This window comes from Roseovarius amoyensis, from assembly GCF_003260265.1.
GTDB classification, from domain to species: Bacteria; Pseudomonadota; Alphaproteobacteria; order Rhodobacterales; family Rhodobacteraceae; genus Roseovarius; species Roseovarius amoyensis.
In genome coordinates this window covers 78,464-102,263 of the sequence record NZ_QITQ01000003.1, presented here as the reverse complement: position 1 = coordinate 102,263, position 23,800 = coordinate 78,464, and the positions used below count along the sequence as shown (strand labels likewise).

Annotated in this window: 26 protein-coding genes; 8 read left to right on the top strand and 18 right to left on the bottom strand. The window is 65.5% G+C overall.

The window, feature by feature from the left end:
• Positions 1 to 39: 39 nt before the first annotated feature.
• Both ppk2 and DL899_RS04335 read left to right on the top strand, forming a co-directional pair.
• Positions 40 to 909, top strand: a complete 870-nt coding sequence (ppk2, locus tag DL899_RS04340; RefSeq protein WP_111732757.1) for a polyphosphate kinase 2 — start codon at positions 40 to 42, stop codon at positions 907 to 909.
• Positions 902 to 1,519: a TetR/AcrR family transcriptional regulator gene (locus tag DL899_RS04335; RefSeq protein WP_111732756.1), complete on the top strand. Its 618-nt coding sequence runs from the start codon at positions 902 to 904 to the stop codon at positions 1,517 to 1,519. The genes ppk2 and DL899_RS04335 overlap by 8 nt, the downstream gene beginning before the upstream one ends.
• Here the strand turns inward: DL899_RS04335 and DL899_RS04330 are convergent.
• The 4 genes from DL899_RS04330 to DL899_RS04315 form a co-directional block, all read right to left on the bottom strand.
• Positions 1,500 to 3,545: an acyltransferase family protein gene (locus tag DL899_RS04330; protein WP_162685499.1), complete on the bottom strand. Its 2,046-nt coding sequence runs from the start codon at positions 3,543 to 3,545 to the stop codon at positions 1,500 to 1,502. The genes DL899_RS04335 and DL899_RS04330 overlap by 20 nt on opposite strands.
• A 150-nt stretch (positions 3,546 to 3,695) precedes the next feature.
• The gene (rpsI, locus tag DL899_RS04325) at positions 3,696 to 4,187 is read right to left on the bottom strand and encodes a 30S ribosomal protein S9 (RefSeq protein WP_111732754.1); all 492 of its coding nucleotides are present in this window, start codon (positions 4,185 to 4,187) and stop codon (positions 3,696 to 3,698) included.
• A complete protein-coding gene (rplM, locus tag DL899_RS04320; protein WP_111732753.1) occupies positions 4,187 to 4,651 on the bottom strand; it encodes a 50S ribosomal protein L13 in 465 nt (154 codons plus the stop codon). The genes rpsI and rplM overlap by 1 nt, the downstream gene beginning before the upstream one ends.
• A 197-nt stretch (positions 4,652 to 4,848) precedes the next feature.
• The gene (locus tag DL899_RS04315; RefSeq protein WP_111732752.1) at positions 4,849 to 5,265 is read right to left on the bottom strand and encodes a PaaI family thioesterase; all 417 of its coding nucleotides are present in this window, start codon (positions 5,263 to 5,265) and stop codon (positions 4,849 to 4,851) included.
• Between the two features lie 58 nt (positions 5,266 to 5,323).
• On the opposite strand from DL899_RS04315, the gene DL899_RS04310 reads away from it, so the two are divergent.
• The 3 genes from DL899_RS04310 to gluQRS are packed head-to-tail and all read left to right on the top strand — an operon-like array spanning position 5,324 to position 8,420.
• The gene (locus DL899_RS04310; protein WP_111732751.1) at positions 5,324 to 6,109 is read left to right on the top strand and encodes an enoyl-CoA hydratase; all 786 of its coding nucleotides are present in this window, start codon (positions 5,324 to 5,326) and stop codon (positions 6,107 to 6,109) included.
• A 41-nt stretch (positions 6,110 to 6,150) separates the two neighbouring features.
• Positions 6,151 to 7,515, top strand: coding sequence for a methylenetetrahydrofolate--tRNA-(uracil(54)-C(5))-methyltransferase (FADH(2)-oxidizing) TrmFO (trmFO, locus tag DL899_RS04305; RefSeq protein ID WP_111732750.1), 1,365 nt, complete (start codon positions 6,151 to 6,153; stop codon positions 7,513 to 7,515).
• A 29-nt stretch (positions 7,516 to 7,544) separates the two neighbouring features.
• Positions 7,545 to 8,420, top strand: a complete 876-nt coding sequence (gluQRS, locus tag DL899_RS04300; RefSeq protein WP_111732916.1) for a tRNA glutamyl-Q(34) synthetase GluQRS — start codon at positions 7,545 to 7,547, stop codon at positions 8,418 to 8,420.
• Positions 8,421 to 8,462: 42 nt separating this feature from the next.
• Here gluQRS and hisI read toward each other — a convergent pair whose 3' ends face one another.
• Positions 8,463 to 8,825: a phosphoribosyl-AMP cyclohydrolase gene (gene hisI / locus DL899_RS04295; RefSeq protein ID WP_111732915.1), complete on the bottom strand. Its 363-nt coding sequence runs from the start codon at positions 8,823 to 8,825 to the stop codon at positions 8,463 to 8,465.
• Positions 8,826 to 8,893: 68 nt separating this feature from the next.
• Between hisI and DL899_RS04290 the strand changes: the two genes are divergently transcribed.
• Complete coding sequence (locus tag DL899_RS04290; RefSeq protein ID WP_111732749.1) at positions 8,894 to 9,349, top strand: iron-sulfur cluster assembly scaffold protein; 456 nt, start codon at positions 8,894 to 8,896, stop codon at positions 9,347 to 9,349.
• Positions 9,350 to 9,555: 206 nt separating this feature from the next.
• On the opposite strand, the gene DL899_RS20060 is transcribed toward DL899_RS04290, so the two are convergent.
• The 5 genes from DL899_RS20060 to DL899_RS04270 form a co-directional block, all read right to left on the bottom strand.
• Positions 9,556 to 9,678, bottom strand: a complete 123-nt coding sequence (locus tag DL899_RS20060) for a hypothetical protein (RefSeq protein WP_275426780.1) — start codon at positions 9,676 to 9,678, stop codon at positions 9,556 to 9,558.
• 147 nt (positions 9,679 to 9,825) lie between these two features.
• A complete protein-coding gene (gene recG / locus DL899_RS04285; protein WP_111732748.1) occupies positions 9,826 to 11,916 on the bottom strand; it encodes an ATP-dependent DNA helicase RecG in 2,091 nt (696 codons plus the stop codon).
• Entirely contained in the window at positions 11,913 to 14,159 is a 2,247-nt protein-coding gene (ligA, locus tag DL899_RS04280; RefSeq protein WP_111732747.1) for an NAD-dependent DNA ligase LigA, read from the bottom strand. Before ligA ends, recG begins: the two co-directional genes overlap by 4 nt.
• A 99-nt stretch (positions 14,160 to 14,258) precedes the next feature.
• Positions 14,259 to 14,975 (bottom strand): response regulator transcription factor CtrA, encoded by a 717-nt coding sequence (gene ctrA / locus DL899_RS04275; RefSeq protein ID WP_111732746.1) that lies wholly within the window; start codon positions 14,973 to 14,975, stop codon positions 14,259 to 14,261.
• Between the two features lie 62 nt (positions 14,976 to 15,037).
• A complete protein-coding gene (locus tag DL899_RS04270; protein WP_275426783.1) occupies positions 15,038 to 15,418 on the bottom strand; it encodes a DUF1153 domain-containing protein in 381 nt (126 codons plus the stop codon).
• Positions 15,419 to 15,497: 79 nt separating this feature from the next.
• Here DL899_RS04270 and mnmA point away from each other — a divergent pair, with 79 nt between their 5' ends.
• A complete protein-coding gene (mnmA, locus tag DL899_RS04265; RefSeq protein WP_111732744.1) occupies positions 15,498 to 16,634 on the top strand; it encodes a tRNA 2-thiouridine(34) synthase MnmA in 1,137 nt (378 codons plus the stop codon).
• 55 nt (positions 16,635 to 16,689) lie between these two features.
• Here mnmA and DL899_RS04260 read toward each other — a convergent pair whose 3' ends face one another.
• From DL899_RS04260 to DL899_RS04225, 8 genes are all read right to left on the bottom strand, one after another.
• Positions 16,690 to 17,526 carry an ATP-binding protein gene (locus DL899_RS04260; protein WP_111732743.1) on the bottom strand — a complete coding sequence of 279 codons (837 nt, stop codon included), beginning with the start codon at positions 17,524 to 17,526 and terminating at the stop codon, positions 16,690 to 16,692.
• Positions 17,523 to 18,440: a twin-arginine translocase subunit TatC gene (gene tatC / locus DL899_RS04255; protein ID WP_111732742.1), complete on the bottom strand. Its 918-nt coding sequence runs from the start codon at positions 18,438 to 18,440 to the stop codon at positions 17,523 to 17,525. Before tatC ends, DL899_RS04260 begins: the two co-directional genes overlap by 4 nt.
• Complete coding sequence (gene tatB, locus DL899_RS04250) at positions 18,437 to 19,117, bottom strand: Sec-independent protein translocase protein TatB (protein WP_111732741.1); 681 nt, start codon at positions 19,115 to 19,117, stop codon at positions 18,437 to 18,439. The genes tatC and tatB overlap by 4 nt, the downstream gene beginning before the upstream one ends.
• A 6-nt stretch (positions 19,118 to 19,123) precedes the next feature.
• Positions 19,124 to 19,348, bottom strand: coding sequence for a twin-arginine translocase TatA/TatE family subunit (locus tag DL899_RS04245; RefSeq protein ID WP_111732740.1), 225 nt, complete (start codon positions 19,346 to 19,348; stop codon positions 19,124 to 19,126).
• Positions 19,349 to 19,491: 143 nt separating this feature from the next.
• A complete protein-coding gene (locus DL899_RS04240; protein WP_111732739.1) occupies positions 19,492 to 20,862 on the bottom strand; it encodes an SLC5/6 family protein in 1,371 nt (456 codons plus the stop codon).
• A gap of 103 nt (positions 20,863 to 20,965) precedes the next feature.
• Positions 20,966 to 21,364: a hypothetical protein gene (locus DL899_RS04235; protein ID WP_111732738.1), complete on the bottom strand. Its 399-nt coding sequence runs from the start codon at positions 21,362 to 21,364 to the stop codon at positions 20,966 to 20,968.
• A 3-nt stretch (positions 21,365 to 21,367) separates the two neighbouring features.
• The gene (locus tag DL899_RS04230; RefSeq protein WP_111732737.1) at positions 21,368 to 21,799 is read right to left on the bottom strand and encodes a hypothetical protein; all 432 of its coding nucleotides are present in this window, start codon (positions 21,797 to 21,799) and stop codon (positions 21,368 to 21,370) included.
• A 4-nt stretch (positions 21,800 to 21,803) separates the two neighbouring features.
• On the bottom strand, positions 21,804 to 22,583 hold the full coding sequence (locus tag DL899_RS04225; RefSeq protein WP_111732736.1) for an SDR family oxidoreductase: 780 nt from the start codon (positions 22,581 to 22,583) through the stop codon (positions 21,804 to 21,806).
• A gap of 195 nt (positions 22,584 to 22,778) precedes the next feature.
• Between DL899_RS04225 and DL899_RS04220 the strand changes: the two genes are divergently transcribed.
• Positions 22,779 to 23,792, top strand: coding sequence for a Hint domain-containing protein (locus tag DL899_RS04220; RefSeq protein ID WP_111732735.1), 1,014 nt, complete (start codon positions 22,779 to 22,781; stop codon positions 23,790 to 23,792).
• Positions 23,793 to 23,800: the final 8 nt, after the last annotated feature.

The window sequence follows — 23,800 nt, the reverse complement described above, 5'->3', positions numbered from 1 at the left end:
AGCGCCCATACTGTCACGAAAGAGAACGGAGAAAGCCGCATGGAGCTGCCCTTCGAAGGCGCGATCAGCCAGTATTTCGAAACCGGGGCGCCGCCCGAGATCCGCGACGTCATCCGCGCGGCCGACAAGGACACCATCCTGTCGCCCGTCTATCCCCACCACGAACGCCTGGCGCGCAAGACCTATGAGCGCGAGTTGGAAAACCTGCAGATCGAGCTGGTCAAGTTGCAGGCCTGGGTCAAGCAGTCGGGCGCGCGGGTTGCCATCGTGTTCGAGGGGCGCGACGCCGCCGGCAAGGGCGGCACGATCAAGCGGTTTCGCGAAAACCTGAACCCGCGCGGCGCGCGGGTGGTGGCGTTGGGCAAACCGACCGAGACCGAACGCACGCAGTGGTATTTTCAGCGCTATATCGACCACCTGCCCGCCAGCGGCGAGATCGTCTTTTTCGACCGCTCCTGGTACAACCGCGGCGTTGTCGAAAAGGTGTTCGGCTATTGCACCGATGCCGAGCGCACGCTGTTCTTTCGCCAGGTGGGCGATTTCGAACGCATGCTGGCCGATGACGGCATCCACCTGTTCAAGTTCTGGCTGAATGTCGGTCGGGCCGAACAGTTGCGCCGGTTCATCGACCGGGAACGCGACCCTCTCAAGCAATGGAAGCTCAGCCGCATCGACGTCGAGGGGCTGTCACTGTGGGATGAATACACCGCCGCCATCGGCGAGACGCTGACGCTCAGCCACACGGTGGACGCGCCCTGGACGGTGATCCGCTCAGACGACAAGCGCCGCGCCCGGATCGAGGCCATTCGCCATGTGCTGTCGCATCTGAACTATGCCCGCCAGTCACCCGATGCGATCGGGCAGGCCGACAAGGCGGTCTGCGGCGGGCCGGAAATATGGGATGGCTAAGCGCGGCTATCATCACGGCAACCTGCGCCAGGCGCTGGTCGAGGCCGCACTCGAACTGATCGAGGAACGCGGGCCGACCGGATTCACCCTGTCAGAGGCGGCCAAGCGCGCGGGCGTGACCCCGGCGGCGGTCTATCGCCATTTCGCCGGCCGCGAGGACATGATTGCCGAGGCCGCGCGCCAGGGCTACGCGATCTTTGCCGACATGATGCAATACGCCTATCAGCAGGGCCAGCCATCCGACCTGGCCAGTTTCGAGGCGACGGGCCGCGCCTACCTGGCCTTTGCCCGCCGCCATCCGGGCCATTACATCGCCATGTTCGAAAGCGGCATCTCGGTCAACCGCACGCCGGAACTGGCTGCGATCGCCACCCGCGCGCGCGCGGTGCTGGAACGCGCCGCCGAGGAGCTCAGCCGCCATATCCCGCCCGAAAAACGGCCGCCGCCGGCGATGTTCTCGGCCCATATCTGGGCGCTGTCTCACGGGGTGGTGGAACTTTTCGCGCGCAATTCCCCCGGTACGCAAAGCCCGTTCCCGCCCGAGGACCTGCTGGAAACGGGCATCGGCATCTACCTGCGCGGGCTGGGGCTCATTCCGCCTGACGACTGAGCTCAGTCCGAGACGCATCCTTGCTGTAGAGTTCCCGCAGTGCATCCGCCAGCAATGGATCGATACGCCGCGCACCCTCGGCTGAAACGTGGTCGTCATCCGTATAGAGAGAAACCTCGCCGTCGAGCCACGCAAATCGGTCCCCCTTGGCGAAAACCGGGTCCGGAACAACCATCGGCACGTTCATGTCATCGGCAACTCGACGCATCGCCGCGCGCGCCTCGGCTTGCAGTGCATCGCTATCCTCGCGAGTCACGAAACTTTGCTCGAACATTCGCCTCGCACTTGCCTCATCCTGGCCCAGGAGCATCGCATTCTGCACCATAATGGATGGTATCCGCTGCTGCTGCGGCGCCTGCGCCACGAAAACCACTTCAGCACCGTTTTCGCGGTAGAACGCGACCGTCAGACGAAGCGCCTTTTCAAATTCCTTCAGGCGCTCCCTCTCATCCAGAAAACCGCTGTCGGGGGATGTGCTGACCGATGTGCGCCAGTCCGGCGCATCGTATGTACCATAGGTATAGAGCGTCCACCGTGCAGCCAGAAAGACGACATCAGTGCCGCCATCGATGACTTGACGGCTGAAATTCTCTACTGCGGCACGGCAATTTCTGGTGACAGAGCCACCGCGCACCAGCCAAGCCCCTACAAGAGGTGGACAGCCGGCGAATGCCCCGACCGACGTCATGGCATCAAAGTCCTCCGAAACCGTTTCGAAGGCAGGCAACAAGGCGGCCGCGTGGCTGTCACCTAGCAGGGCGAACCGCCGTCCTGCGTCCGCTTCACCATAAGCCATGCACAGATCGGCTGCTGGATCGCGTGGCCGTCCCCGACATTTGTTGGCAAACGGCACATCACCCGTCGTCTGAGCATAAAGCCGCGCCAGGAACGGCGACGCCTCGATGTCGAGCCGGCTTTCAAAGCCTTCTTCGATCAGGGTCCAGAACCCGACCGCGGCGATCACCACGATACCGGCGGCACTGGCGCCCAGGATGCCGCGCCGCGTGGGCAGCACCAGCGGCACCTTGCCGCGAAACGGTTGTTCGACGAACCGCCAACTGGCCCAGGCCAGGACCAGCGACAGCACCACCAGCCCCGCCATCACCCAATCAGACACTTCGCCCGCACCTCGGATGCGCGCAAAGACAAAGAGCGGCTGGTGCCACAGATAGGCCGAGTAGCTGATCAGCCCCACCCCTACGAGCGGCGGCAGCGATAGCACCCGCGCGGTCAGCGTCGTGGAGTCGGCAAAGAGGATGATCAGGCAGGTGCCCACCACCGGCAGCAGCGTCCACAGCGACGGAAACGGCACGCCAGTATCATACCACACCGTCGACACCAGAATCATCGCCAGCCCCAGCGCCGCCAGAACCTCACTGCGCATCACCTCGCGGCGAAACAGGATCGCGGCGCAGATCGAGCCCGCCAGCAATTCCCACAGGCGCGAAGGCGTAAAATAGAAATTCTCGTCAGGATAGTTGCGCCATCCCCATTCGGCGACCGCCATGGATACAAGCGCCAGCAAGGCGAAAACGAACAGAAACTTCCTCTTGGAAAAGGCACCCAGGCCGAACAATATCAGCGGAAATAGCAGGTAGTACTGTTCCTCGACCGCAAGGCTCCAGGTGTGCAGCAGCGGGCGAAGCTCTGCATCGAGGGCAAAGTAACCGCCGTGTTCAAGAAAATGTATGTTCGAGATGAACAGCGCGGCAAAGGCCATGCTGCGGGCGAAATCCTCCAGCGGGTAAGGCGGCAGCCACATCCACGCAAAGGGGATGCAGGCCAGCAGCACCACGAACAGCGCCGGCAGGATGCGCCGCGCGCGGCGTTCGTAAAAGCCCAGCACCGAATAGGTGCCGCGCACGCGCTGTTCGATCAGGATGGTGGTGATCAGATAGCCCGAGATGACGAAAAACACGTCGACGCCGACATAGCCGCCGCTCCAGAATGTCAGCCCGGCATGAAACAGGATGACCGGCAGCACCGCGACAGCCCTGAGCCCGTCGATCTCGCGTCTGTATTGCACCTGGTCTGCCCCCTCAATTCGCCCGCGCCTGCTATAGGGGCGACGCCCCGCCAAGGCAAGACGGCAGCGCCCGCGCCCCTGCCCGCCCGGCGCATGTGAAAAGGGGCCGCCCGGCGGGCAGCCCCTTTGCATTCGCGTAACCTGTGCCGATCAGCGCTTGGAGAACTGGAAGCTCCGGCGCGCCTTGCGCTTGCCGTACTTCTTGCGTTCCACCACGCGGCTGTCGCGGGTCAGGAAGCCCGCGGCCTTCAGCGCCGGGCGCAGCGACGGGTCGTAGAACTGCAGCGCCTTCGAGATGCCATGCTTGACCGCGCCGGCCTGGCCGGACAGACCGCCGCCCTTGACCGTGGCCATGACGTCGAACTGGTCCTCGACACCGGCCACCGTAAAGGGCTGGCGCAGGATCATCTGCAGCACCGGACGGGCGAAATAGGCATTCATCGCCTTGCCGTTCACCACGACCTTGCCCGAGCCGGGCTTGATCCAGACGCGCGCGACAGCGTCCTTGCGTTTGCCGGTGGCGTAGGAACGCCCCAGCTTGTCACGGATCGGATCGCGTGCGGGTTGTTCTTCGGCCATGGGCAGCGCGCCCGCTTCGGCCACGGCTTCGAGCCCTTCGAGGGTCTTGATTTCTTCGGTCATCAGCAGGCCACCCGCGTGTTCTTCTTGTTCATGGATTTGACGTCCAGCACCTCAGGCTGCTGCGCCTCGTGCGGGTGCTCGGTGCCTGCATAGACGCGCAGGTTCGTCATCTGGCTGCGGGCCAGCCGGTTCGAAGGCAGCATCCGCTTGACCGCCTGCATCACCACGCGCTCGGGGTGGTTGCCCTCAAGGATCTGGCCGGTGGTGCGCGACTTGATCCCACCGGGATAACCGGTGTGCCAATAGTTCGGCTTGGCCCGCTTGTTGCCGGTCAGCTGAACCTTGTCGGCGTTGATGACGATGACGTTGTCGCCCATGTCCATGCTGGGCGTAAAGGTCGGCTTGTGCTTGCCGCGCAGGCGCGTGGCGACGATGGCGGCAAGACGGCCCAGGACAACGCCCTCGGCGTCGATCAGGATCCACTTCTTGTCGATATCCGCCGGAGTTGCAGAAAAGGTCTTCATTCTCGCTCTTCCCTTGGGGGTAATATTCGATTGCCGGGTTCTATCGCATGGGGTCGTGCAGTCAAGCGCATTGAGGCGTGTATTATCATGCAAATTCAATGCGTTATAATAAAGGTATTATGATACCCCATACTGTACCGCGCTCAGGCCTCCTGAACCGCCCGAAACAGCCCATTGCCGCCGCATCGCCCTAGTCCTTAGGGGGGGATGGAATATGTCAGGCTTGCCCGCGCGACGGGCGTCCCGACCCCTTCGGAAAAGATCAGGACGTCGCCCACCGCCAGCGCGCGCCCGAGCTTGAGCAGCCGGCAATCGGCGATCAGGTCGGTCTCGGCGGCGGGTTTGCGCATGAAATCGATGGAACAGTTCGTCGTCACCGCCAGCGACTTTGGCCCGATCATGCCCAGCACCGCCATGTAGACCGCCACATCCGCCAGCGCAAAGATCGACGGCCCCGACACCGTGCCGCCCGGGCGCAGATGCGCCTCGCCGACATTGAGCCGCACGCGGATGCGCATCTCTTCCAGTTCCTCAATGGTGAAATGCGCGCTAACCTGCGGAAACTCGCGGTCCAGCAGCGCGGCAACCTCGTCATGGGTCATTTTCAGGGGCATACTTTTCTCTCTCCACAATGGTGGTTAAGAAGGATCACAACGCATGAGGAGAGACAAGATGCCAATCCTGATCCGCCAAGATGACGGCCCGATCGCGCGGCTGACGCTCAACGCCCCCGAAAAGCTGAACGCGCTTTCCGACGAGATGCTTGCCGCGCTGCAATCGGAATTCGACGCGCTGCGCGAGAATCGCAATATCCGCGTGGTGATTCTGGCCGGCACGGGCAAGGCGTTTTGCGCCGGGCACGACCTCAAGGAAATGCAGCAGGGCCGCCAGGCCGAGGATGGCGGGCGCGCCTATTTCGCCGATCTCTTCAGCCGCTGCGCACGGGTGATGACGGCGATCCGCGATCTGCCTCAGCCAGTCATCGCCCGGCCCCACGGCATCGCCACCGCCGCCGGCTGTCAAATGGTCGCGTCGTGCGACATGGCCGTGGCGGCGGAGGGTACGCGCTTTGGCGTCAATGGGGTCAATATCGGGCTCTTCTGTTCAACCCCGATGGTGGCGCTGTCGCGCAACGTGCCGCGCAAGCAGGCGTTCGAGATGCTGACCACCGGCGCATTCATCGACACCGACCGCGCACTGGCGGTGGGGCTGATCAACCGCGCGGTGCCGCAAGACATGCTGGACACCGCCACCGATGAGCTGGCCCAGACCGTCGCCGACAAGCTGGGCACTGCTGTAAAGATTGGCAAGCAAGCCTTTTACAAACAACTGGAAATGCCGGTTGACGAGGCCTACGATTATACTGGCAGCGTGATGGTCGAGAACATGCTTGACCGCGACACCGCCGAAGGCATCGCCGCCTTCATTGAGAAACGCGCGCCGGGCTGGACGCAATAGCGCCTCGCCCCGGTCGCGCAGGCACACCAGGACCGCAGGACATGGACAAGACGCTTCACATCGTCGGTGGCGGCATGGCCGGCTCTGACGCCGCCTGGCAGGCGGCCAATGCGGGCGTGCCCGTGGTGCTGCACGAGATGCGGCCAAAGGTCGGCACCTTTGCCCACCAGACCGGCGACCTGGCCGAAATGGTCTGTTCCAACTCGTTCCGTTCGGACGATGATGAACAGAACGCCGTCGGCCTGCTGCATTGGGAAATGCGCACCGCCGGCAGCCTGATCATGGCGATGGCCGACCGCCACCGCCTGCCCGCCGGGGGGGCGCTGGCGGTGGACCGGCAGGCCTTTGCCCGCGACGTGACCGCCGCGCTGCGCGATCACCCCAACATCACCATCGAGCACGGCGAAATCACCGATTTGCCCGATGATGGCCAGTGGATCTTCGCCACCGGGCCTTTGACCTCGCCCGCCCTTGGCGCGGCCATCGCGCGCGCCACCGGCACCGACCGGCTGGCCTTTTTCGACGCCATCGCACCCATCGTGCATGCCGACAGCATCGACATGACCCGCGCCTGGCGGCAATCACGCTATGACAAGGGCGACACCGAGGAAGAGCGCACCGCCTACATCAACTGCCCGATGGACCGCGACCAGCACGAGGCCTTCATCGACGCGCTGCTGGCTGCCGAAAAGACCGAGTTTCACGAGGGCGAGGATGCGCCCTATTTTGACGGCTGCCTGCCGATCGAGGTGATGGCAGAACGCGGCCGCGAAACCCTGCGCCACGGTCCGATGAAACCCGTGGGCCTGACCAACCCGCACAACCCCGACGTCAAGGCTTACGCCGTGGTGCAACTGCGCCGCGACAACGCGCTGGGGACGCTCTACAACATGGTCGGCTTTCAAACCAAGATGAAGTATGGCGCGCAAACGTCTGTTTTCCGTATGATTCCCGGATTGGAAGAGGCACGTTTTGCCCGTCTTGGCGGCATTCACCGCAACACGTTCCTGAACTCGCCCAGCCTGCTGGACACGGGCATGCGCCTGCGGAGCCGTCCGCATATCCGGTTTGCCGGCCAGGTCACGGGCGTCGAGGGATATGTGGAATCGGCGGCGATGGGGCTGTTGGCCGGGCGGCTTGCCGCGGCCGAAATCAACAGCCGCCCGCTGCCGCCCCCGCCCTCCGACAGCGCCATGGGCGCGCTGATCCATCACATCACCGGCGGGGCCGAGGCAAAGACCTTTCAGCCGATGAACGTCAATTTCGGCCTTTTCCGCCCGGTTGACGGGCTCAAGGGCGGGCGGCGCGGACGGCGCGACCGCTACAAGGCCTATACCGACCGGGCCAAGGCGGCATGGCAGGAATGGCTGGCGCTGGAGACGCAAGGCAACCTTGCCGTTACATGAGTTTCGCCATGTATCGGCCTGATACAAAAATGACTTTTGTTACCCGCTTTGCACCATCCCCCACCGGGCCGCTGCATCTGGGGCACGCCTGTTCCGCAATGCTGGCCCATGACATGGCCCGCGCCGCCGGCGGCACGTTCCACCTGCGCATCGACGACCTGGACACCAGCCGCAGCCGCCCCGAATGGGAGGCGCAGATATATGACGATCTCGCCTGGCTCGGCCTGACATGGCCAGGGCCTGTCTGGCGCCAATCGGGTCGTCTGGCGCGTTACCGCGACGCGCTGGCGCAGCTTTGGGCGCTTGGGTTGCTCTATCCCTGCACCTGTTCGCGCGCCGACATCCGTGCCGCCGCCAGCGCCCCGCAAGAGGGCGCGCCGATGCTGGGGCCCGATGGCATCGTCTATCCCGGCACCTGCCGCCCCTCGCATCCGCCCTCTGGCCCGATGCCAGATGCGCCCCTGCGCCTGGATATCGCTCGCGCCCTGACCCTAGCTGGCGATGATCTGACATTCACCGAAACCGGCGCCGGACCCGATGGTGAAACCGGCACCATCCGCCTGGGAGATCTGCCGCAAACCGTGGGCGACGTGGCGCTTGCGCGGACTGAGACCGGCGCCTCCTACCATCTCGCCATCGTTTGCGACGACGCCGACCAGGGCATCACCCATGTCATCCGCGGGCAGGATCTGTTCCCCGCCACGGCGATCCACGTGCTGCTGCAACACCTTCTGGGCATGACGACGCCAGCCTATCACCACCACCGGCTGATTCGCGATGAAACGGGCCGCCGCCTGGCCAAGCGCGACGATGCCCGCGCCATCGCCACCTACCGGGCCGAGGGGCTGACGCCCGCAGACATTCGCCGCATGGTCGGGGTCGCCCCACAGGCTTCTTTCTGGTGACAAATACCCTCCGGGGGTCCGGGGGTGGAAAACCCCCGGTGCCTACCCCGCCATCGGCGACAGGATTTCCACCTCTTCGCCGTCACGCAAAGCAGTGTAAAAACAACTGCGGCGGTTGGTGTGGCAGGCCGGGCCGGTCTGGCGCACCAGCACCAGCAGGCAATCGCGGTCGCAATCAACGCGCATTTCGACCAGATCCTGCACATGGCCGCTGGTCTCTCCCTTGACCCAAAAGGATTGCCGCGAGCGGCTCCAATAGGTCACGCGGCCGGTTTCCAGCGTGCGCGCCACGGCCTCGGCGTTCATCCAGGCCAGCATCAGCACCTCGCCGCTTTCGGCGTCCTGCGCGATGGCCGGGATCAGGCCGCGCGCGTCATAGGTCAATGTCGCCGGATCAAAACTCATGTCGCAAAACCCCTTTCCGTCCACCGCTTGCAGTTCTATCTATTGGGGACAAGCGGAAAGGGAAAGCCATGAGCGGCGAAACCGACCTGATCAAGCTATACTCGGCGCGCATCCTGGAACTGGCGGCGGACATTCCCCACCACGGCCGGCTCGAGGCCCCGCATGCGTCAGTCAAGCGCCGCGCGCCGCTGTGCGGATCGACCGTGACGGTCGACATCCGCACCGATGGCGAGCGCATCACCGATTACGCGGCCGAGGTAAAGGCGTGCGCCCTGGGCCAGGCGGCCGCCAGCGTCGTCGGCGCCAATATCATCGGCTGTACGCTGGAACAGGTGCAGGCGGCGCGTGATGCGCTCAAGACGATGCTGAAAGAGGACGGCCCGACCCCGCCCGCGCCCTTTGACGGGCTCGAAGTGCTGCGCCCGGCGCGCGATTACAAGAATCGCCATGCCTCGATCATGCTGACGCTCGAGGCCACGGCCGAGGCGCTGGAAACGGCGCAGTCGTCGTCCAGCTGCGCCTGAAAATAACCCTGCAACATACTGCAATTCTATAAAAAAACCGCCGCACGCTTGCAGTCAAGCGGCGGCGGCAGAGTATGCTCGGTTCCGGTGTTCCCACAAGCGTGATCCGGGAAAGAGGCAAGATCCCGGACGGGGACAGGCGCATCGGGAATGGGGACAGGTGATGCGCAGGCAAGGTGGGGTCGGTAACGTCGCAGGCAGAAACCTCAGAATGGGGCCGGCAGCCAGAGCAGCGCCAGAAGCGACAGCATCAATGCCCCGCCCCCGATCATGTCGGCCAACAGCGTGGCGCGTGAACGGGCGAGAACGGTATGGATTTGACGCAACATCCGGTGGCTCCAATTGCAGTTTCAAGTTGCTACTTTGTTCTCATACTCAGCCACGTCTGTAAAGAACATTGTGGGAACATATAGGGAGTTATGACCTAACAGACTGGAAACAATGAGAACTTTATGTTCCGCCTATGTTCCACGTCATTACCCCACCCCGATCAGCGTGATCGCCCGGTCCTGCTCCATCAGCCAAAGCAGCACCCGCGCCGCCTTGCCCCGCGGGCCGGTCAGGTCGGGGTCATCCGCAAGCAGCTTGCGCGCATCCGATTGCGCCACCGCCATCAGCGCCGATTGCGTTTCCATGTCGGCGATGCGAAAGCGGGGCAGCCCCGACTGCGCCGTGCCGATCAGGTCGCCCGCGCCGCGGATTTCCAGATCCACCTCGGCGATGCGAAAGCCGTCTTCGGTCTCGCGCAGGGTGGTCAGGCGGCGCTCGGCCGTCTCGCCCAGCGGCGGTTGATAGAGCAACAGACAGGTCGATGCCCCCTCGCCCCGCCCGACCCGGCCGCGCAGCTGGTGCAGCTGCGCCAGGCCAAAGCTTTCGGCGCGTTCGATCACCATGATGGTGGCGTTGGGCACGTCGACGCCGACCTCGATCACCGTGGTCGCCACCAGCACGCTGGTCTCGCCCCGCTGAAACCGCGCCATCGCGGCGTCCTTTTCGTCGGGCGGCATCTGGCCGTGCACCAGCCCGACATGCCCCTCGCCCAGGGCCGCGCGCAGGTGCCGGAACCGGTCCTCGGCGCTGGACAGGTCGATCACCTCGCTTTCCTCGACCAGCGGGCAAACCCAATAGGCCTGCCGCCCCTCGGCTATGGCGCGGCGCAGGTGTTCGACCACCTCGTCGATGCGGCCCTGACTGACCAGCGCGGTCTTGATCGGTTTGCGCCCGGGCGGCTTTTCGTCCAGCACGCTGACATCCATGTCGCCGTATTGCGCCAGCGCCAGGCTGCGCGGGATCGGGGTGGCGGTCATCACCAGCATGTCGGCGCGCTGCCCCTTGCGGCCCAGTTCCAGCCGCTGGCGCACGCCGAAACGGTGCTGTTCATCGACGATGGCCAGCCGCAGATCGGCGAAATCGACATCGCGCTGAAATACCGCATGGGTGCCGACGAGGATCTGTATCTCGCCCGATTTCAGCGCCGCCAGCTTGGCCGCCCGCGCCGCGCCCTTGTCGCGCCCGGTCAGGAGGTCGAGCCGCACGCCCGCGGCCTCTGCCAGCGGTCTCAGCCCCTCCAGGTGCTGGCGGGCCAATATCTCGGTCGGGGCCATCAGCACCCCCTGCCCGCCGGCCTCGACCGCGATCAGCAGCGCCTTGAGCGCCACCAGCGTCTTGCCCGCGCCAACATCGCCCTGCAACAGCCGGTTCATTCGGGTCTCGCTGGCCATGTCGGCGGCGATTTCGGCCAGGGCGCGGGTCTGGGCACCGGTGGGCCTATAGGGCAGCGCCGCCAGCACCTTTGCCTGCAGTTCGCCGGTGCCGACTGTCGCCCGCCCCTTGGCGCGCCGCAGCTTGCTGCGCGCCAGCGCGAGCGTCAGTTGATGGGCCAGGAATTCGTCATAGGCCAGCCGTTCGCGTTCGGGGCTTGCGGGGCTGAGATCGGCCATCGCCTGCGGCGTGTGGGCACGCTTCAGCGCCTCCAGCCAGTCGGGCCAACCCGCCTGCGCCTTTTGCGCGGGGTCAATCCATTCGGGCAGGTCGGGCGCGCGCATCAACGCCGCCTGCGCGGCCTTGCCCATGACCCGCTGGGTGACGCCGGCGGTCAGGGGATAGACCGGTTCGAATTCCGGTATCTCGTCCGCCTCTTCCGGGGGCAGTATGTGGTCGGGGTGGACCATCTGCGCCACGCCATCGAAGAGTTCGATCTTGCCCGAGATGACACGCTGCGCGCCGGTGGGCAGGATCCGCGCCAGATAGTCGGCGCGGGCGTGGAAAAAGACCAGCTGGAAGGTCGTCGCGCTGTCCTCGACATCGATCCGGTAGGGCCCGCCACGCCGGCGCGGCGCGTTGTGGCGGCCCACCGTCACCTCGACCGTCACCACCTGCGGGAACTCCGCCCCCTGCACCGTGGGCCGACGGCGGCGGTCGGTGCCCGACCAGGGCAGCGTGAACAACAGGTCGCGCGGGCGGGTGATGTCCATTGCCTGCAGGTGGCGCGCGGTCTTTTCGCCAACGCCCTCCAGCGTTTCGACATCCGCGAAGATCGGGAAAAGGATTTCGGGCCGGCCGGTCATGGCGTGCCGACAAGCTCGAACCAGCCATCCTCGTCGATGATTTCGACGCCCAATTCGCGCGCCTTCTTTTCCTTTGACCCGGCCCCCGGCCCCGCGACCACCAGGTCGGTCTTGGCGCTGACGCTGCCCGACACGCGGGCGCCTAGGGCCTCGGCCCGCGCCTTGGCCTCGGCCCGGGTCATCCGCTCCAACGTGCCGGTAAAGACCACCGTCTTGCCCGCAACCGGGCTGTCTGTGACCTGCCGCCCCTCGTCGGGCTCAACCTCCAAGTGCTCCACCAGCCGGTCGATCGAGGCGCGCTCGGCCTCCTGCCGGAAACTGGTGACCAGCGCCACCGCCACCGTCGCGCCGATGCCGTCGATGCCGGTCAGGTCGTCCCACGCGGCGCGCGCCTCGGGCGTCAGCCCCTCCCAGACGGCGTCGCGCGCGGGCTTTATGCGCGCGCGCCGGCCCTCTTGCGCGGCGGCCTGGCGTTCGGCGGCCTCTGCCGCGTCGGCCTGCAGGTGGCATTCGGCGGCCGGGGCGGCGGTATCGACGGCGGCGACCAGCGCCTGCCAGGTACCGAAATGGCGCGCCAGGTCGGCGGCGGCGACCTCTCCGACATGGCGGATTCCGAGCGAGAAGATAAGCCGCGCCAGCGGAATTTTCCGCCGCTCATCAATGGCTTCAAAGATGTTGTTCGCGCTCTTTTCGCCCCAGCCCTCGCGGTTCTTCAATTGCGTCGGGCGGCCCGGTCCGTAGCGTTCTCTGAGCGTAAAGATATCGGCCGGTTCGCGCACCCAGCCATCACGATAAAGCTGTTCGACCTGCCTGGCGCCCAGCCCCTCGATATCAAAGGCGGCGCGCGACACGAAATGGCGCAGCTTTTCGACCGCTTGCGCCGGGCAGATCAGACCGCCGGTGCAGCTGCGCACCGAATCGCCCTCTTCCCGGATGGCGTCAGAGCCGCATTCGGGGCAGGTCGTCGGAAACACATAGGGCTGCGCCCCCTCGGGCCGGCGCGACAGGTCGACATCGGCCACCTTGGGGATGACATCGCCGGCGCGATAGACCTGCACCCAGTCCCCTTCGCGGATGTCCTTGCCGCCCCGGATCGGGTTGCCGCTGGCATCGCGCCCGGCGATGTAATCCTCGTTGTGCAGGGTGGCGTTCGACACCACCACGCCGCCCACCGTGACCGGGTGCAGCCGTGCGACGGGGCTGAGCGCGCCGGTGCGGCCCACCTGGATGTCGATCGCCACCAGCCGGGTCCATGCGGTCTCGGCGGGAAACTTGTGGGCGATGGCCCAACGCGGGGTGCTCGACCGGAACCCCAGCCGCGCTTGCAAGCCCAGATCGTCGATCTTGTAGACAACGCCGTCGATGTCATAGCCAAGCTCGGCGCGCATCTGCTCGATCCGGGCGTAATGCACCAGCATCGCGTCGGGGCCGTCGCACAGCTCCGTCAGCGGGTTGACCGCAAAGCCGAAACCGGCCAACCGCTTCAGCGCGCCGGTCTGGGTGTCGGCCAGCGGTTTGCTCAGCTCGCCCCAGGCATAGGCAAAGAACCTTAGCGGCCGCTCGGCGGTGATGCGCGGGTCAAGCTGGCGCAGGGACCCGGCGGCGGCATTGCGGGGGTTGGCAAAGGGCTTTTCCCCGCGTTGCGCCTGCCTTTCGTTGAGCGCGGCGAAATCGGCATGGGCCATATAGACCTCGCCGCGCACCTCCAGCACCTCGGGCGCATTATCTATCCTGGCGGGAATATCACTGATGGTGCGGGCGTTGGCGGTGACGTTTTCGCCCACCGATCCATCGCCGCGGGTGGCGGCCTGCACCAGTTCGCCGCCCTCATAGCGCAGGCTCAGGCTGACGCCGTCGATCTTGGGTTCGGCGGTAAAGGCCAGCGGCGCATCACTGGACAGGCCCAGGTAGCGGCGGATACGGGCGTCGAATTCGGTGATGTCCTCGGGCGCAAAAGCGTTGGAAAGGCTCAGCATCCGCACCTTGTGCCGGACCTGGGTAAACCCTTGCGCGGGCGGGGCGCCGACCTGTTCGCTGGGGCTGTCCGGGCGCTTGAGGTGGGGAAAGCGGCCCTCGATGGCGGCGTTGCGCACCTTCAGCGCGTCATAATCGGCATCGCTGATCTCCGGCGCGTCCTTGGTATGATAGGCCTCGTTCGCGCGGGCGATCAGCCGCGCCAGTTCCGCCAGCTCGGCCGCAGCCTGCTGTTCGGTGAGCGTGTCGATCCCGGGCCTGTCGGCCATCGCGCGCCTCCGCCATCTGCGGCGGGACGAAACACCGTACCCCGCCCTGCCCCTATACGCAGCAAAGTGATAGGGCGCGCGCGCGCCGGCGTCCAGCGGTCAGGCGGTGGCGGCCAACCTCTGGCTGACGCCGGCGGCCGGTTCGGGGTCGCGCAGCACATAGCCGCGCCCCCAGACGGTTTCGATGTAGTTGTCACCGTTCGTGGCCACCGACAGCTTTTTGCGCAGCTTGCAGATGAAGACGTCAATGATCTTCAACTCGGGCTCGTCCATGCCGCCATAGAGGTGATTGAGAAACATCTCCTTGGTCAGGGTCGTGCCCTTGCGCAGCGACAGCAGTTCCAGCATCTGGTATTCCTTGCCGGTCAGGTGCACTGGCGTGCTGCCGGCCTCGACCGTCTTGGCGTCCAGGTTGACGTTGATCTTGCCGGTACGGATGACCGATTGCGCGTGGCCCTTGGATCTGCGGATGATGGCGTGGATGCGCGCCACCAGTTCCTCGCGGTGAAAGGGCTTGGTCAGGTAATCATCGGCGCCGAAACCGAACCCCTTGATCTTGCTTTCGGTATCATCGGACCCGGTCAGGATCAGGATCGGCGTGTCCACCCGCGCCATGCGCAACTGCCGCAGCACGTCGTGGCCGTCCATGTCGGGCAGGCCGAGGTCAAGCAGGATGATGTCGTAATCATAAAGCTTTGCCAGGTCGATGCCCTCTTCGCCCATGTCGGTGGTATAGACGTTGAGATTGGCATGGGTCAGCATCAGCTCGATGCTTTTCGAGGTCGTCGGGTCGTCTTCAACCAGCAGCACACGCATTTTTGTTCCTCACGATCAACCATTGCTTGTACCGAGACTGGCCAAGATTGGTTAACCACCCGTTACCGCGCAGGAATAAATAGCGAACTCAACCAGTGGCTGTCCAATCTTTTGTGCGCCGCCTTTAGCGCCGGGCGCCGCACCGTCACCTTCAGCGCGTCGGTGTCGCCGCTGGATGCGGCGCGCAGCCATTCATCGAATTCCTCGGCGCTCAGCCCATATCGCTGCTCTGCCTCGGCGCGCGTGATCAGCCCGTGCAGCACCCCGCGCACCACCGCCAGCTTGCGCGAGGCAACCCAGCGGCGCGTATCACGCGGCGGCAGGTCGGCCCGTGTCATCATCGTGCCGTCGGGCAGTTTCACCGCACGCGCCCCGGCGACTTTTTCAAAAACATCACTCTCACCCTTTTCTTCCTTTCCAGGGTCGCAAGTCTTGGCCCACAGGTTTAACGGGGGGTGAAACCCGCCCTTGAGAGTGCGTTGCATTTTCCTATATTCCGCAGGACCTATCAGGAACGCCGCCATGCCCCGTGACATCCCGCTCAATTCCCTTGGCATCCCCAAGGCCCCTGCCGACACGCGCGTGATCGTGGCGATGTCGGGCGGCGTCGACAGTTCGGTCGTGGCGGCGATGCTGGCGGAAGAGGGCTATGACGTCGTCGGCGTCACTCTGCAGCTTTACGATCACGGCGCGGCGCTGGCGAAAAAAGGTGCCTGCTGCGCCGGCGTCGATATCCACGATGCCCGCCGCGTGGCCGAGGAAATGGGATTTCCCCATTATGTGCTCGATTACGAGAACCTGTTCCGCGACGCGGTGATCGACGAATTCGCCGACAGCTATCTTGCCGGGGCGACACCGGTGCCCTGCATCCGCTGCAACGAACGGGTCAAGTTCCGCGACCTGCTGGAAACAGCCAGGGACCTGGATGCCGACTGCATGGCGACCGGGCATTACATCCAGCGCAAGCCGGGGCCGGCCGGGCCGGAGCTGCACTGCGCCACGGATGCCAGCCGCGACCAGAGCTATTTCCTGTTCTCGACCACGCCCGAGCAACTGGAATTCCTGCGCTTTCCGCTGGGGCACCTGCCGTCCAAGGACGCAACCCGCGCGCTGGCGGCGCGCTATGGGTTGTCGGTGGCCGACAAGCCCGACAGCCAGGATATCTGTTTCGTGCCCAACGGCGATTACGCCGCGGTGATCGAAAAGCTGCGCCCCGGCGCGGCCGAGCCGGGTGACATCGTCGATGCTGACGGCAACGTTCTGGGCCGCCACGAAGGGGTGATCCGCTATACCATCGGCCAGCGTCGCGGCCTTGGCCTGGGCGGTCTGGCAGAGCCGCTGTATGTCGTCGGGCTGGATGCGGACGGGCATCGCGTGATCGTCGGACCCAAGGAAATGCTGGCCACGCGCCGCGTGCCGGTGCGCGAAATCAACTGGCTGGGCGACGCGCCGTTGGACAGCCGGCCGGAATGGCATGTCTCGGTCAAGGTCCGTTCGACCCGCCCCCCGCGCGAGGCGATCATCCGCCCTGCCGGCCCCGACACGGCCGAGGTGGAGCTGCTGTCGCCCGAGGAAGGTGTATCCCCCGGGCAGGCCTGCGTGTTCTACGAAACCGGTGGCAGCCGGGTGCTGGGCGGCGGCTGGATCTGGAAGGGCTGAACAGGCGTGCCCAGCGGTGCCGCCGATTGGGGCACCGCCGCAATGTCCGGTACTCTCAGATCGCGATGCCGCGCCGGCCCGCCAGGTCGGTAAAGAACTGCCACGCCACCCGGCCCGAACGCGCCCCGCGCGTGGCCTGCCATTCGATCGCTTCGGCGCGCAGGGTCTCGTCGTCGATCTCCACACCGCTGGCATCGCAGTAGCCGCGAATCATTTTCAAGTATTCGTCCTGCGCACAGGGGTGGAAGCCCAGCCACAGCCCGAACCGGTCGCTGAGCGATACCTTTTCCTCGGTCGCCTCCGACGGGCTGATCGCGCTCGATCGTTCGTTTTCGATCATGTCGCGCGGCATCAGGTGGCGCCGGTTCGAGGTGGCATAGAAAACCACGTTTTCGGGGCGTCCCTCGATCCCGCCATCAAGCACCGCCTTGAGCGACTTGTAATGCTGATCGTCGTGGGAAAAGCTCAGATCGTCGCAGAACAGCAGGAACCGCGCGTCCGAGGCCCGCAGCAGGCCTAAAAGACGGCCGACGCTGGTCAGGTCCTCGCGCTGCAGCTCGACGATCTTGAGCGGCAGCCCCTCGGCCAGCACGGCGGCATGCACCGCCTTGACCAGCGACGATTTGCCCATCCCGCGCGAGCCCCACAACAGCGCGTTGTTGGCCGGCAGGCCGCGGGCAAACTGGCGGGTGTTCTGCAACAGCGTGTCGCGGGCGCGGTCGATCCCCACCAGCAGCCCCATGTCGACGCGGTTGACCTCTTCAACTGGCACCAGGCGGTCGGGCGAGACATGCCAGACAAAGGCGTCCGAGGCGGACAGGTCGGGGGCCTCCAGCGGTGGCGGGCTCATCCGTTCCAGCGCTGCGGCAATACGGTCAAGGGGGTCTGTCATGGTTTCGGCTCTCCGTCGCCGTTACCCCCTTGCCCGAATTCCTCGTCAAGCGGGTCTTCGTCTTCTTCGTCGTCGTCCTCGAACCAGGTGCCTTCGGCCCTCATGCGCGCTTCGCGCTGGCGTTCGACCCGCTGAACCAGGAAGATCGATATCTCGTAAAGCCCGTAGACCACCGTAAACAGGATCACCTGGGTGATCACGTCCGGCGGCGTGACCAGTGCGGCCAGCACCAGAATGCCGATCACGGCGTATTTGCGCATGCTGCGCAGCCCCGCCGCGCCGACCAGCCCGGCCTTGCCCATCAGCGTCAACAACACCGGCAGCTGGAAACACAGCCCGAAGGCGACGATGAACTTGATGGTCAGGTCCAGGTATTCCTGCGCCGAGCCCTGGAACACCACGCTGAGCGGCGCCGCCGCCTGCGGCTCGCCGACCACGGCCTCGCCCTCGGCGCCGAACTGCTGGAACCCGAGGAAGAAGTCATAGGCCAGTGGCGTGACCACGTAGAATGCAAACGCCGCGCCCAGGATGAACATGAAGGGCGACGCGACCAGGAACGGCAGGAACGCACCCTTTTCCGATTTATAGAGCCCCGGCGCCACGAATCGCCACATCTGGTTGGCGATATAGGGAAAGGACAGCATGAAGCCGCCAAGGAGCGACACCTTGATAGCGACAAAGAACCCCTCTTGCGGCTTGATGAAGATCAGGTCGCAATTCTGGCCGCGATCAGCCAGCACCTGGCACAGCGGCGCGGTGAGGAAATTGAAGATCGGCGTCGCCACGGTAAAGCAGATGATCATGCCGATCATGAAGGCAATAACCGACCGGATAAGCCGCGTGCGCAGCTCGGTCAGGTGTTCGATCAGCGGCGCGCTGCTGTCCTCGATCTCGTCTTCGGGGGAATGGCTCATGCCTTGTCCTTGGCTTTGCTGCCAGCCCCGGATGCGGGTTTGTCAGCGGCCTTCCTGGTGGCGGGTTTGCCGGACGTGACCTTAGCCGCCGCCGGCTTTTTCGCCGCGGGTTTTTTCGCCGTGGTTTTCGTCGATCCGGATTTCGCGGCCGCGGGCCTCTTGGCGGCCGGTTTTTTGGCGGCGGTATTTGTGACGGCGGATTTCTTCGCCGCTGGTTTCTTCGCTGCGGGTTTCCTGGCCGGCGCTGGTTTGGCGGGGGGCGTTGCCGGGCTTTTCGCCGTTGCAGCCGCCTCCGCCTCAGCCTCTTTCGCCAGCCGCTCGGCGCCCATCTCGGCGGTTCGCTTGCGGATCTTCTCGACCATCTCGTCACGTTCCGGGTCGGGTTCGGGCTTGGGGCCGGCCATGGTGCGGGCGGTAAAGCCCTCGGTCGATTTGCGGGCCTCGTCCATCGCCGTTTTCATCGGGTTGGTGGCCGCATCGAGGCTGCGCTTGACGTCACTCACACCGGCTTCGTCCGCGGCCTCGTTCATGGCGCGGCTGAAATCGCGGGCCATGCGCTTGGCCTTGCCCACGAAATTGCCCACCGTGCGGAACATGCCAGGCAGGTCCTTCGGGCCGACCACGATCAGCGCCACGATGCCGATGACCAGCAGCTCGGTCCAGCCCAGGTCAAACATTCAGGTTCAGACCTTGTCTTTGTCGCTCTCGGGCGTGACGTCGCGGGCCTGATCGGCCGCCTCGGCGCTGGCGTCCTCGATTTCCTTGTTGCCTTCGGAAACGCCCTTCTTGAACGAGGTGATGCCCTTGCCGACCTCGCCCATCAGCGACGAGATCTTGCCGCGCCCAAAGAGCACCAGCACCACGACGGCAATCAGCAGAAGGCCGGGAAGGCCGATATTGTTCAGCATGCTTTCTCTCCCTTGGTCGGGACACTTTCTTGCGCGCCCGTCGAAATTTCGTCAATCGTATCTATGCCGACATACCCCCGGATGAAAGATGTAATGCACCCAAGAGGCCGGTTTTTGACCGCCTTCCGCAGCTTGCATCCACTTCAGCGCGCCCTTCGAGCCCCGGCCAGCACCGCCAGAAAGCCAGACACCAGCACCATGAGGCAGATCGCCAGCAGTTGCTCGTACTTGTGCCCATCGGGCAGCAACGCAGTGAAAAACGCCGTGTCGCGCGCGAGATAGGCCACCGCCCCCGCCATTGCAACGCCGAATGCCACCAGGTACGCCCACAACACGATCCGCCACCCCATGATCAGCCCCACCGCCAGGACCGGCGTCAGAAACATGCTGGCCGTGCCGCTGACAGCCACTGCGTCGAACAACGTCTGATTTCCCCACAGCGTCAGCGTCACGCCGCCCGCCATGAACGTCACCATCGCCGTGCGCCCGCCGCCCAGCGTGCGCGGCCCCAGCCGCAGCTCGTCCACCACCAGCCGGGCGGCGCTCGCCAAGGCGGAATCGAGCGTCGACAGCGCGCTGACCAGCAGCGAGATCAGCAACGCCACAAAGACGAAGGGCGGGAACATTACCGCCCAGGCACCCAGGAGTTCGTTGTCGTACTCTGCCCCCGAAAGGGCCGCCTGCACGCCGAAAATGCCGAATGCAACGATGCAGAGCGTCGATATCCAGAAGGCGTGCAGAAACGCCCTCCTGGTCACCGCCCGGTCGGCAAGAAAGCCACGATCCATCATCACCGGGTCGTGGACCGGATAGGAAAACACCTGCAGGAACGCGACCAGCAGCAACACCTGCCCGTTCCATGCCCCCGCCGTGCCCGTTGCCGTCACTACCGCGCTGAAATCAAATCCCGGGTCCGTGACCAGCGCAACGAAGGCCACGGCGAATACGGCGAGAAACACCAGCATCTGCATCACGTCAGTGCGCAGCGCGGCGCTCAGCCCGCCCCAGGCGCTATAGGCCAGCCCCAACACCGCCACAGCCAGGATCGCGGCCTCGCGGGCCATGGCCAGCCCCGGCAGCACCGCCGCAAAGATCAGCCCGACGACGATGAGATTCGCGAACACCTCCGACAGCAGCCGCAAGCCGATGACAAGGTTGTAGGCAGCCAGGCCGGCGCGCCCGAACCGCTCGCCCAGCCAATCCTGTACCGAAGTTGCCCCGCCTGCCCGCAGCCGGTCGACGACCAGCGCGCCGGTCAGGAACGAGCCGTAATAGGCGGCATAGGCCAGCACGCCCCAGATGCCATAGAAATAGCCCAGGATCGCGGCGTTCATCAGCGAGCGGGCGAAGATCCACGTGGTCACCTGGCTGAGCACCAGCACCCACAGCCCGGGCGGCGCGCCGTTCTCAACCCGCCCGGAAAAGAACCCCTCGACCGTGGCCCGGCGCGGGGCAACGGCAAGGCTTGCGACAACGATCAGTCCGAATAAGGCAATGGTGACAACAGCTTGCATCGGCATGCTCCTCGGTGGCCGGCAGATGACAGCCGGTTACCGCGCGGCCACGAGTCCCACCAGCGCAAAACCGCACCCTGAAGCGAATGTGAAAACGCCGTGTTCAGCCGCCGGCCGTTTCGGCCCAGTCCCGCAGCAGCGCGCGGATACGCCCGAATGTGTCCGGCCGCCGTTCGCGGGGATGGATGCGCGGCGCGCCGTGATCCTGCTCAAAGGATTCGACCAGATGCACCCCCGGATCGGCCTGCGACAGCGCCCGCATCGGCCCGATGGGCATGGTTTCGTCCGCCGGGTTGTGCAGCGCAAAGACCGGACACAGCCCCGCCCGGCACAGCGACGGCCACGCGAACCTACCCGAATAGCACAGGATGCCGCCGGGGTCGGGCCGCTCGATCCCCAGCCAGGGCGCCAGCCAGGCCACGCCAAAGGCGCTGGCGGCCCCTGCCCCGCTGCCGCCCAGCACCGGGCGCGCGGCCAGCCCCAGCACGCCTTGCCGCGCCACGAGTCAGTTGAGGAACCGCGCTCCGTCCTCCGCCGCGGCCAGCACCGCCGGGCCGGTCAGCGCCTCGGCCCCCGGCGTCACCGGCACCTGCGCCAGCGCGGCCAGCCGTTCCCGCGTTGCCGGCAGCAGGTCGTCCTCGGCCGTCGCCGGGCGAAAACGCGGCACGGCCAGCGCCAGTCCTTCGCTTGTCAGTTGCCGGGCCAGGCGGCGCACGATCATGCTGCCATGCGTCGCCCCCTCGCCCCCCGCCGGCGGCATCCACACCAGCACCGGCACGGCGCCCGCACCGGGCGCGGGCAGATAAATCGTGGCGGTCAGCGTCACCTGCCCGCCGGCCTGCGGCGCGCGGGCATAGATGACATCCTCGGCCATCCGCGCGCCGGTACGGCGGTCGAATACGGTGAATTCCGGCAGGGTGGATCCGTCCGGCATCATCCCCTCAGATCGTGACGTTGATCGCGCCGCCATCCAGCAGGATGTTCTGGCCGACAATATAGCCCGCATGCCGGCTGCACAGAAAGGCGCAGGCAGCGCCGAATTCATCGGGCGTGCCATAGCGCCCGGCGGGGATAGTGGCGACGTGGCGCGCGCGCGCCTCGTCCAGCGTGATGCCTTGCGATTCGGCCGCCGCCTTGTCCAGCGCGTCGGCGCGGTCGGTGGCGTGGATGCCGGGCAACAGGTTGTTGATGGTCACCCCCTTGCCCGCCACCTGCCGCGCGGTTCCGGCGACATAGCCGGTCAGCCCGGCACGGGCCGAATTCGACAGCCCCAGCACCGCGATCGGCGCCTTGACCGACTGCGAGGTGATGTTGACCACCCGGCCCCAGCCGCGTTCCATCATCCCAGGCACCAGCGCCGTCATCAATGCGATGGGCGTCAGCATGTTGGCGTCGAGCGCGGCAATAAAATCCTCGCGCTGCCAGTCGTGCCACATCCCCGGCGGCGGCCCGCCGGCATTGGTGACGAGGATATCCACATCTCCCGCCGCCTCGAGCACCTCTGCGCGCCCCTCTGACATTGTCACGTCGGCCGCCACGACTGTCACCGAAACCCCGAAATCGGACCGGATCGCCTCGGCCGCCGCCATCAATGCCTCTTTTCCGCGGGCGTTGATCACCAGGTCGACACCAGCCTCGGCCAGCGCCCTTGCACAGCCCAGCCCAAGCCCCCTGGAAGCCGCGCAAACCAGCCCGCGCCTGCCCTTGATTCCCAGATCCATCCGATGCTCTCCTTTGTTCTGCGCCGCTCAGGATGCACCGCGCCCGGATGAAATGCCAGCAAAACACCCGGGAATTGACCGCAACCTGCCACATATTCATCCTAGAGGGTTCCGTCTGGGGGAGGCCTGTTTTAGGGCCCGATGCACGCGTGCCCCATTGCAATTCGGGATTATTCAGGATCGTCAGGCGGGAACATGGAACCAAAGAAAAAGAAATCGGCACAATCCATCCCCGTCTATCGGGCCGCCGATCTGCAGGTGGTCAGCGGCGCCAACCTGGGCGACCCGCTGTCTTTTGCCGCCGAGCTGGATCTTGACGACACATACGAGCTGCGCCGCGCCGCCACCCCGAGGCGGCTGTCGATCGTCGCTGCCGAAAACGGCTCCTTCACCGTCGCCGAAGGCTCGGCGGTGGGCCGCCCCGGCGCGACGCTGCATCTCGACAGCTGCCTGACGCTGATGCCCGCCACCGGGCGCACGACCGAGGTGCTGGTGCTGGTCGAGGTCGACGAGGCCGGTCATGTCCGGGGCGTCTATGCCCTGCCGCTGGCGGATCTTGCGGCGCGCACCGAATACACGCTGGTCGGCATCGACCGGGTGAGCGCACGACAGAAATTCGCCCAGCTTGCTTGTGTCTCGTTCTCGCGCGGCACCCATATCACCATGGCCTCGGGTGAGCAGAAGCCGATCGAGGATCTGTCCGTCGGCGACCTGGTTCTGACCCGCGACGACGGCCCGCAGGCAGTGCGCTGGATCGGCGAATCGACGGTGCGTGCGGTGGGCGAATTCGCCCCCATCCGCATCCGCGCCGGCACCCTGCACAACGAGGGCGATCTGCTGGTCAACCCCGATCACCGGCTGTTCATCTATCAGCGCTTCGACGCGCTGGGCGCCGGCCGGCACGAGGTGCTGGTGCGCGCCCGCCACCTGGTGAACGGCGATACGGTGGTCCGGCTGGAGGGCGGGTTCGTCGATTATTTCCAGCTGCTGTTCGACCGCCACCACATCATCTTTGCCGAAGGCATCGCCGCCGAAACGTTTTTCGTCGACACCCGCACCCGCGCCGCCCTGCCCGACGATCTGGGCCGCGCGCTGGACGAAACACTGCCCGGGCACGAGGGCCGCCGCCATCTGGAATACGAGGTCAGCGAGGCGCTGCTGGATCATCCCGACCCTGCCAGCCTGCTCAAACGCGCCTCGACACAATAGGACGTGCG

Excerpts from the sequence above, each read along its gene's own strand:
- ppk2 (WP_111732757.1), top strand. The coding sequence starts at position 40 with ATGGAGCTGCCCTTCGAAGGCGCGATCAGCCAGTATTTCGAAACCGGG.
- DL899_RS04335 (WP_111732756.1), top strand. The coding sequence starts at position 902 with ATGGCTAAGCGCGGCTATCATCACGGCAACCTGCGCCAGGCGCTGGTC.
- rpsI (WP_111732754.1), bottom strand. The coding sequence starts at position 4,187 with ATGACCGAAGAAATCAAGACCCTCGAAGGGCTCGAAGCCGTGGCCGAA.
- rplM (WP_111732753.1), bottom strand. The coding sequence starts at position 4,651 with ATGAAGACCTTTTCTGCAACTCCGGCGGATATCGACAAGAAGTGGATC.
- DL899_RS04315 (WP_111732752.1), bottom strand. The coding sequence starts at position 5,265 with ATGCCCCTGAAAATGACCCATGACGAGGTTGCCGCGCTGCTGGACCGC.
- DL899_RS04310 (WP_111732751.1), top strand. The coding sequence starts at position 5,324 with ATGCCAATCCTGATCCGCCAAGATGACGGCCCGATCGCGCGGCTGACG.
- trmFO (WP_111732750.1), top strand. The coding sequence starts at position 6,151 with ATGGACAAGACGCTTCACATCGTCGGTGGCGGCATGGCCGGCTCTGAC.
- gluQRS (WP_111732916.1), top strand. The coding sequence starts at position 7,545 with ATGACTTTTGTTACCCGCTTTGCACCATCCCCCACCGGGCCGCTGCAT.
- hisI (WP_111732915.1), bottom strand. The coding sequence starts at position 8,825 with ATGAGTTTTGATCCGGCGACATTGACCTATGACGCGCGCGGCCTGATC.
- DL899_RS04290 (WP_111732749.1), top strand. The coding sequence starts at position 8,894 with ATGAGCGGCGAAACCGACCTGATCAAGCTATACTCGGCGCGCATCCTG.
- DL899_RS20060 (WP_275426780.1), bottom strand. The coding sequence starts at position 9,678 with ATGTTGCGTCAAATCCATACCGTTCTCGCCCGTTCACGCGCCACGCTG.
- recG (WP_111732748.1), bottom strand. The coding sequence starts at position 11,916 with ATGACCGGCCGGCCCGAAATCCTTTTCCCGATCTTCGCGGATGTCGAA.
- ligA (WP_111732747.1), bottom strand. The coding sequence starts at position 14,159 with ATGGCCGACAGGCCCGGGATCGACACGCTCACCGAACAGCAGGCTGCG.
- ctrA (WP_111732746.1), bottom strand. The coding sequence starts at position 14,975 with ATGCGTGTGCTGCTGGTTGAAGACGACCCGACGACCTCGAAAAGCATC.
- mnmA (WP_111732744.1), top strand. The coding sequence starts at position 15,498 with ATGCCCCGTGACATCCCGCTCAATTCCCTTGGCATCCCCAAGGCCCCT.
- DL899_RS04260 (WP_111732743.1), bottom strand. The coding sequence starts at position 17,526 with ATGACAGACCCCCTTGACCGTATTGCCGCAGCGCTGGAACGGATGAGC.
- tatC (WP_111732742.1), bottom strand. The coding sequence starts at position 18,440 with ATGAGCCATTCCCCCGAAGACGAGATCGAGGACAGCAGCGCGCCGCTG.
- tatB (WP_111732741.1), bottom strand. The coding sequence starts at position 19,117 with ATGTTTGACCTGGGCTGGACCGAGCTGCTGGTCATCGGCATCGTGGCG.
- DL899_RS04245 (WP_111732740.1), bottom strand. The coding sequence starts at position 19,348 with ATGCTGAACAATATCGGCCTTCCCGGCCTTCTGCTGATTGCCGTCGTG.
- DL899_RS04240 (WP_111732739.1), bottom strand. The coding sequence starts at position 20,862 with ATGCAAGCTGTTGTCACCATTGCCTTATTCGGACTGATCGTTGTCGCA.
- DL899_RS04230 (WP_111732737.1), bottom strand. The coding sequence starts at position 21,799 with ATGATGCCGGACGGATCCACCCTGCCGGAATTCACCGTATTCGACCGC.
- DL899_RS04225 (WP_111732736.1), bottom strand. The coding sequence starts at position 22,583 with ATGGATCTGGGAATCAAGGGCAGGCGCGGGCTGGTTTGCGCGGCTTCC.
- DL899_RS04220 (WP_111732735.1), top strand. The coding sequence starts at position 22,779 with ATGGAACCAAAGAAAAAGAAATCGGCACAATCCATCCCCGTCTATCGG.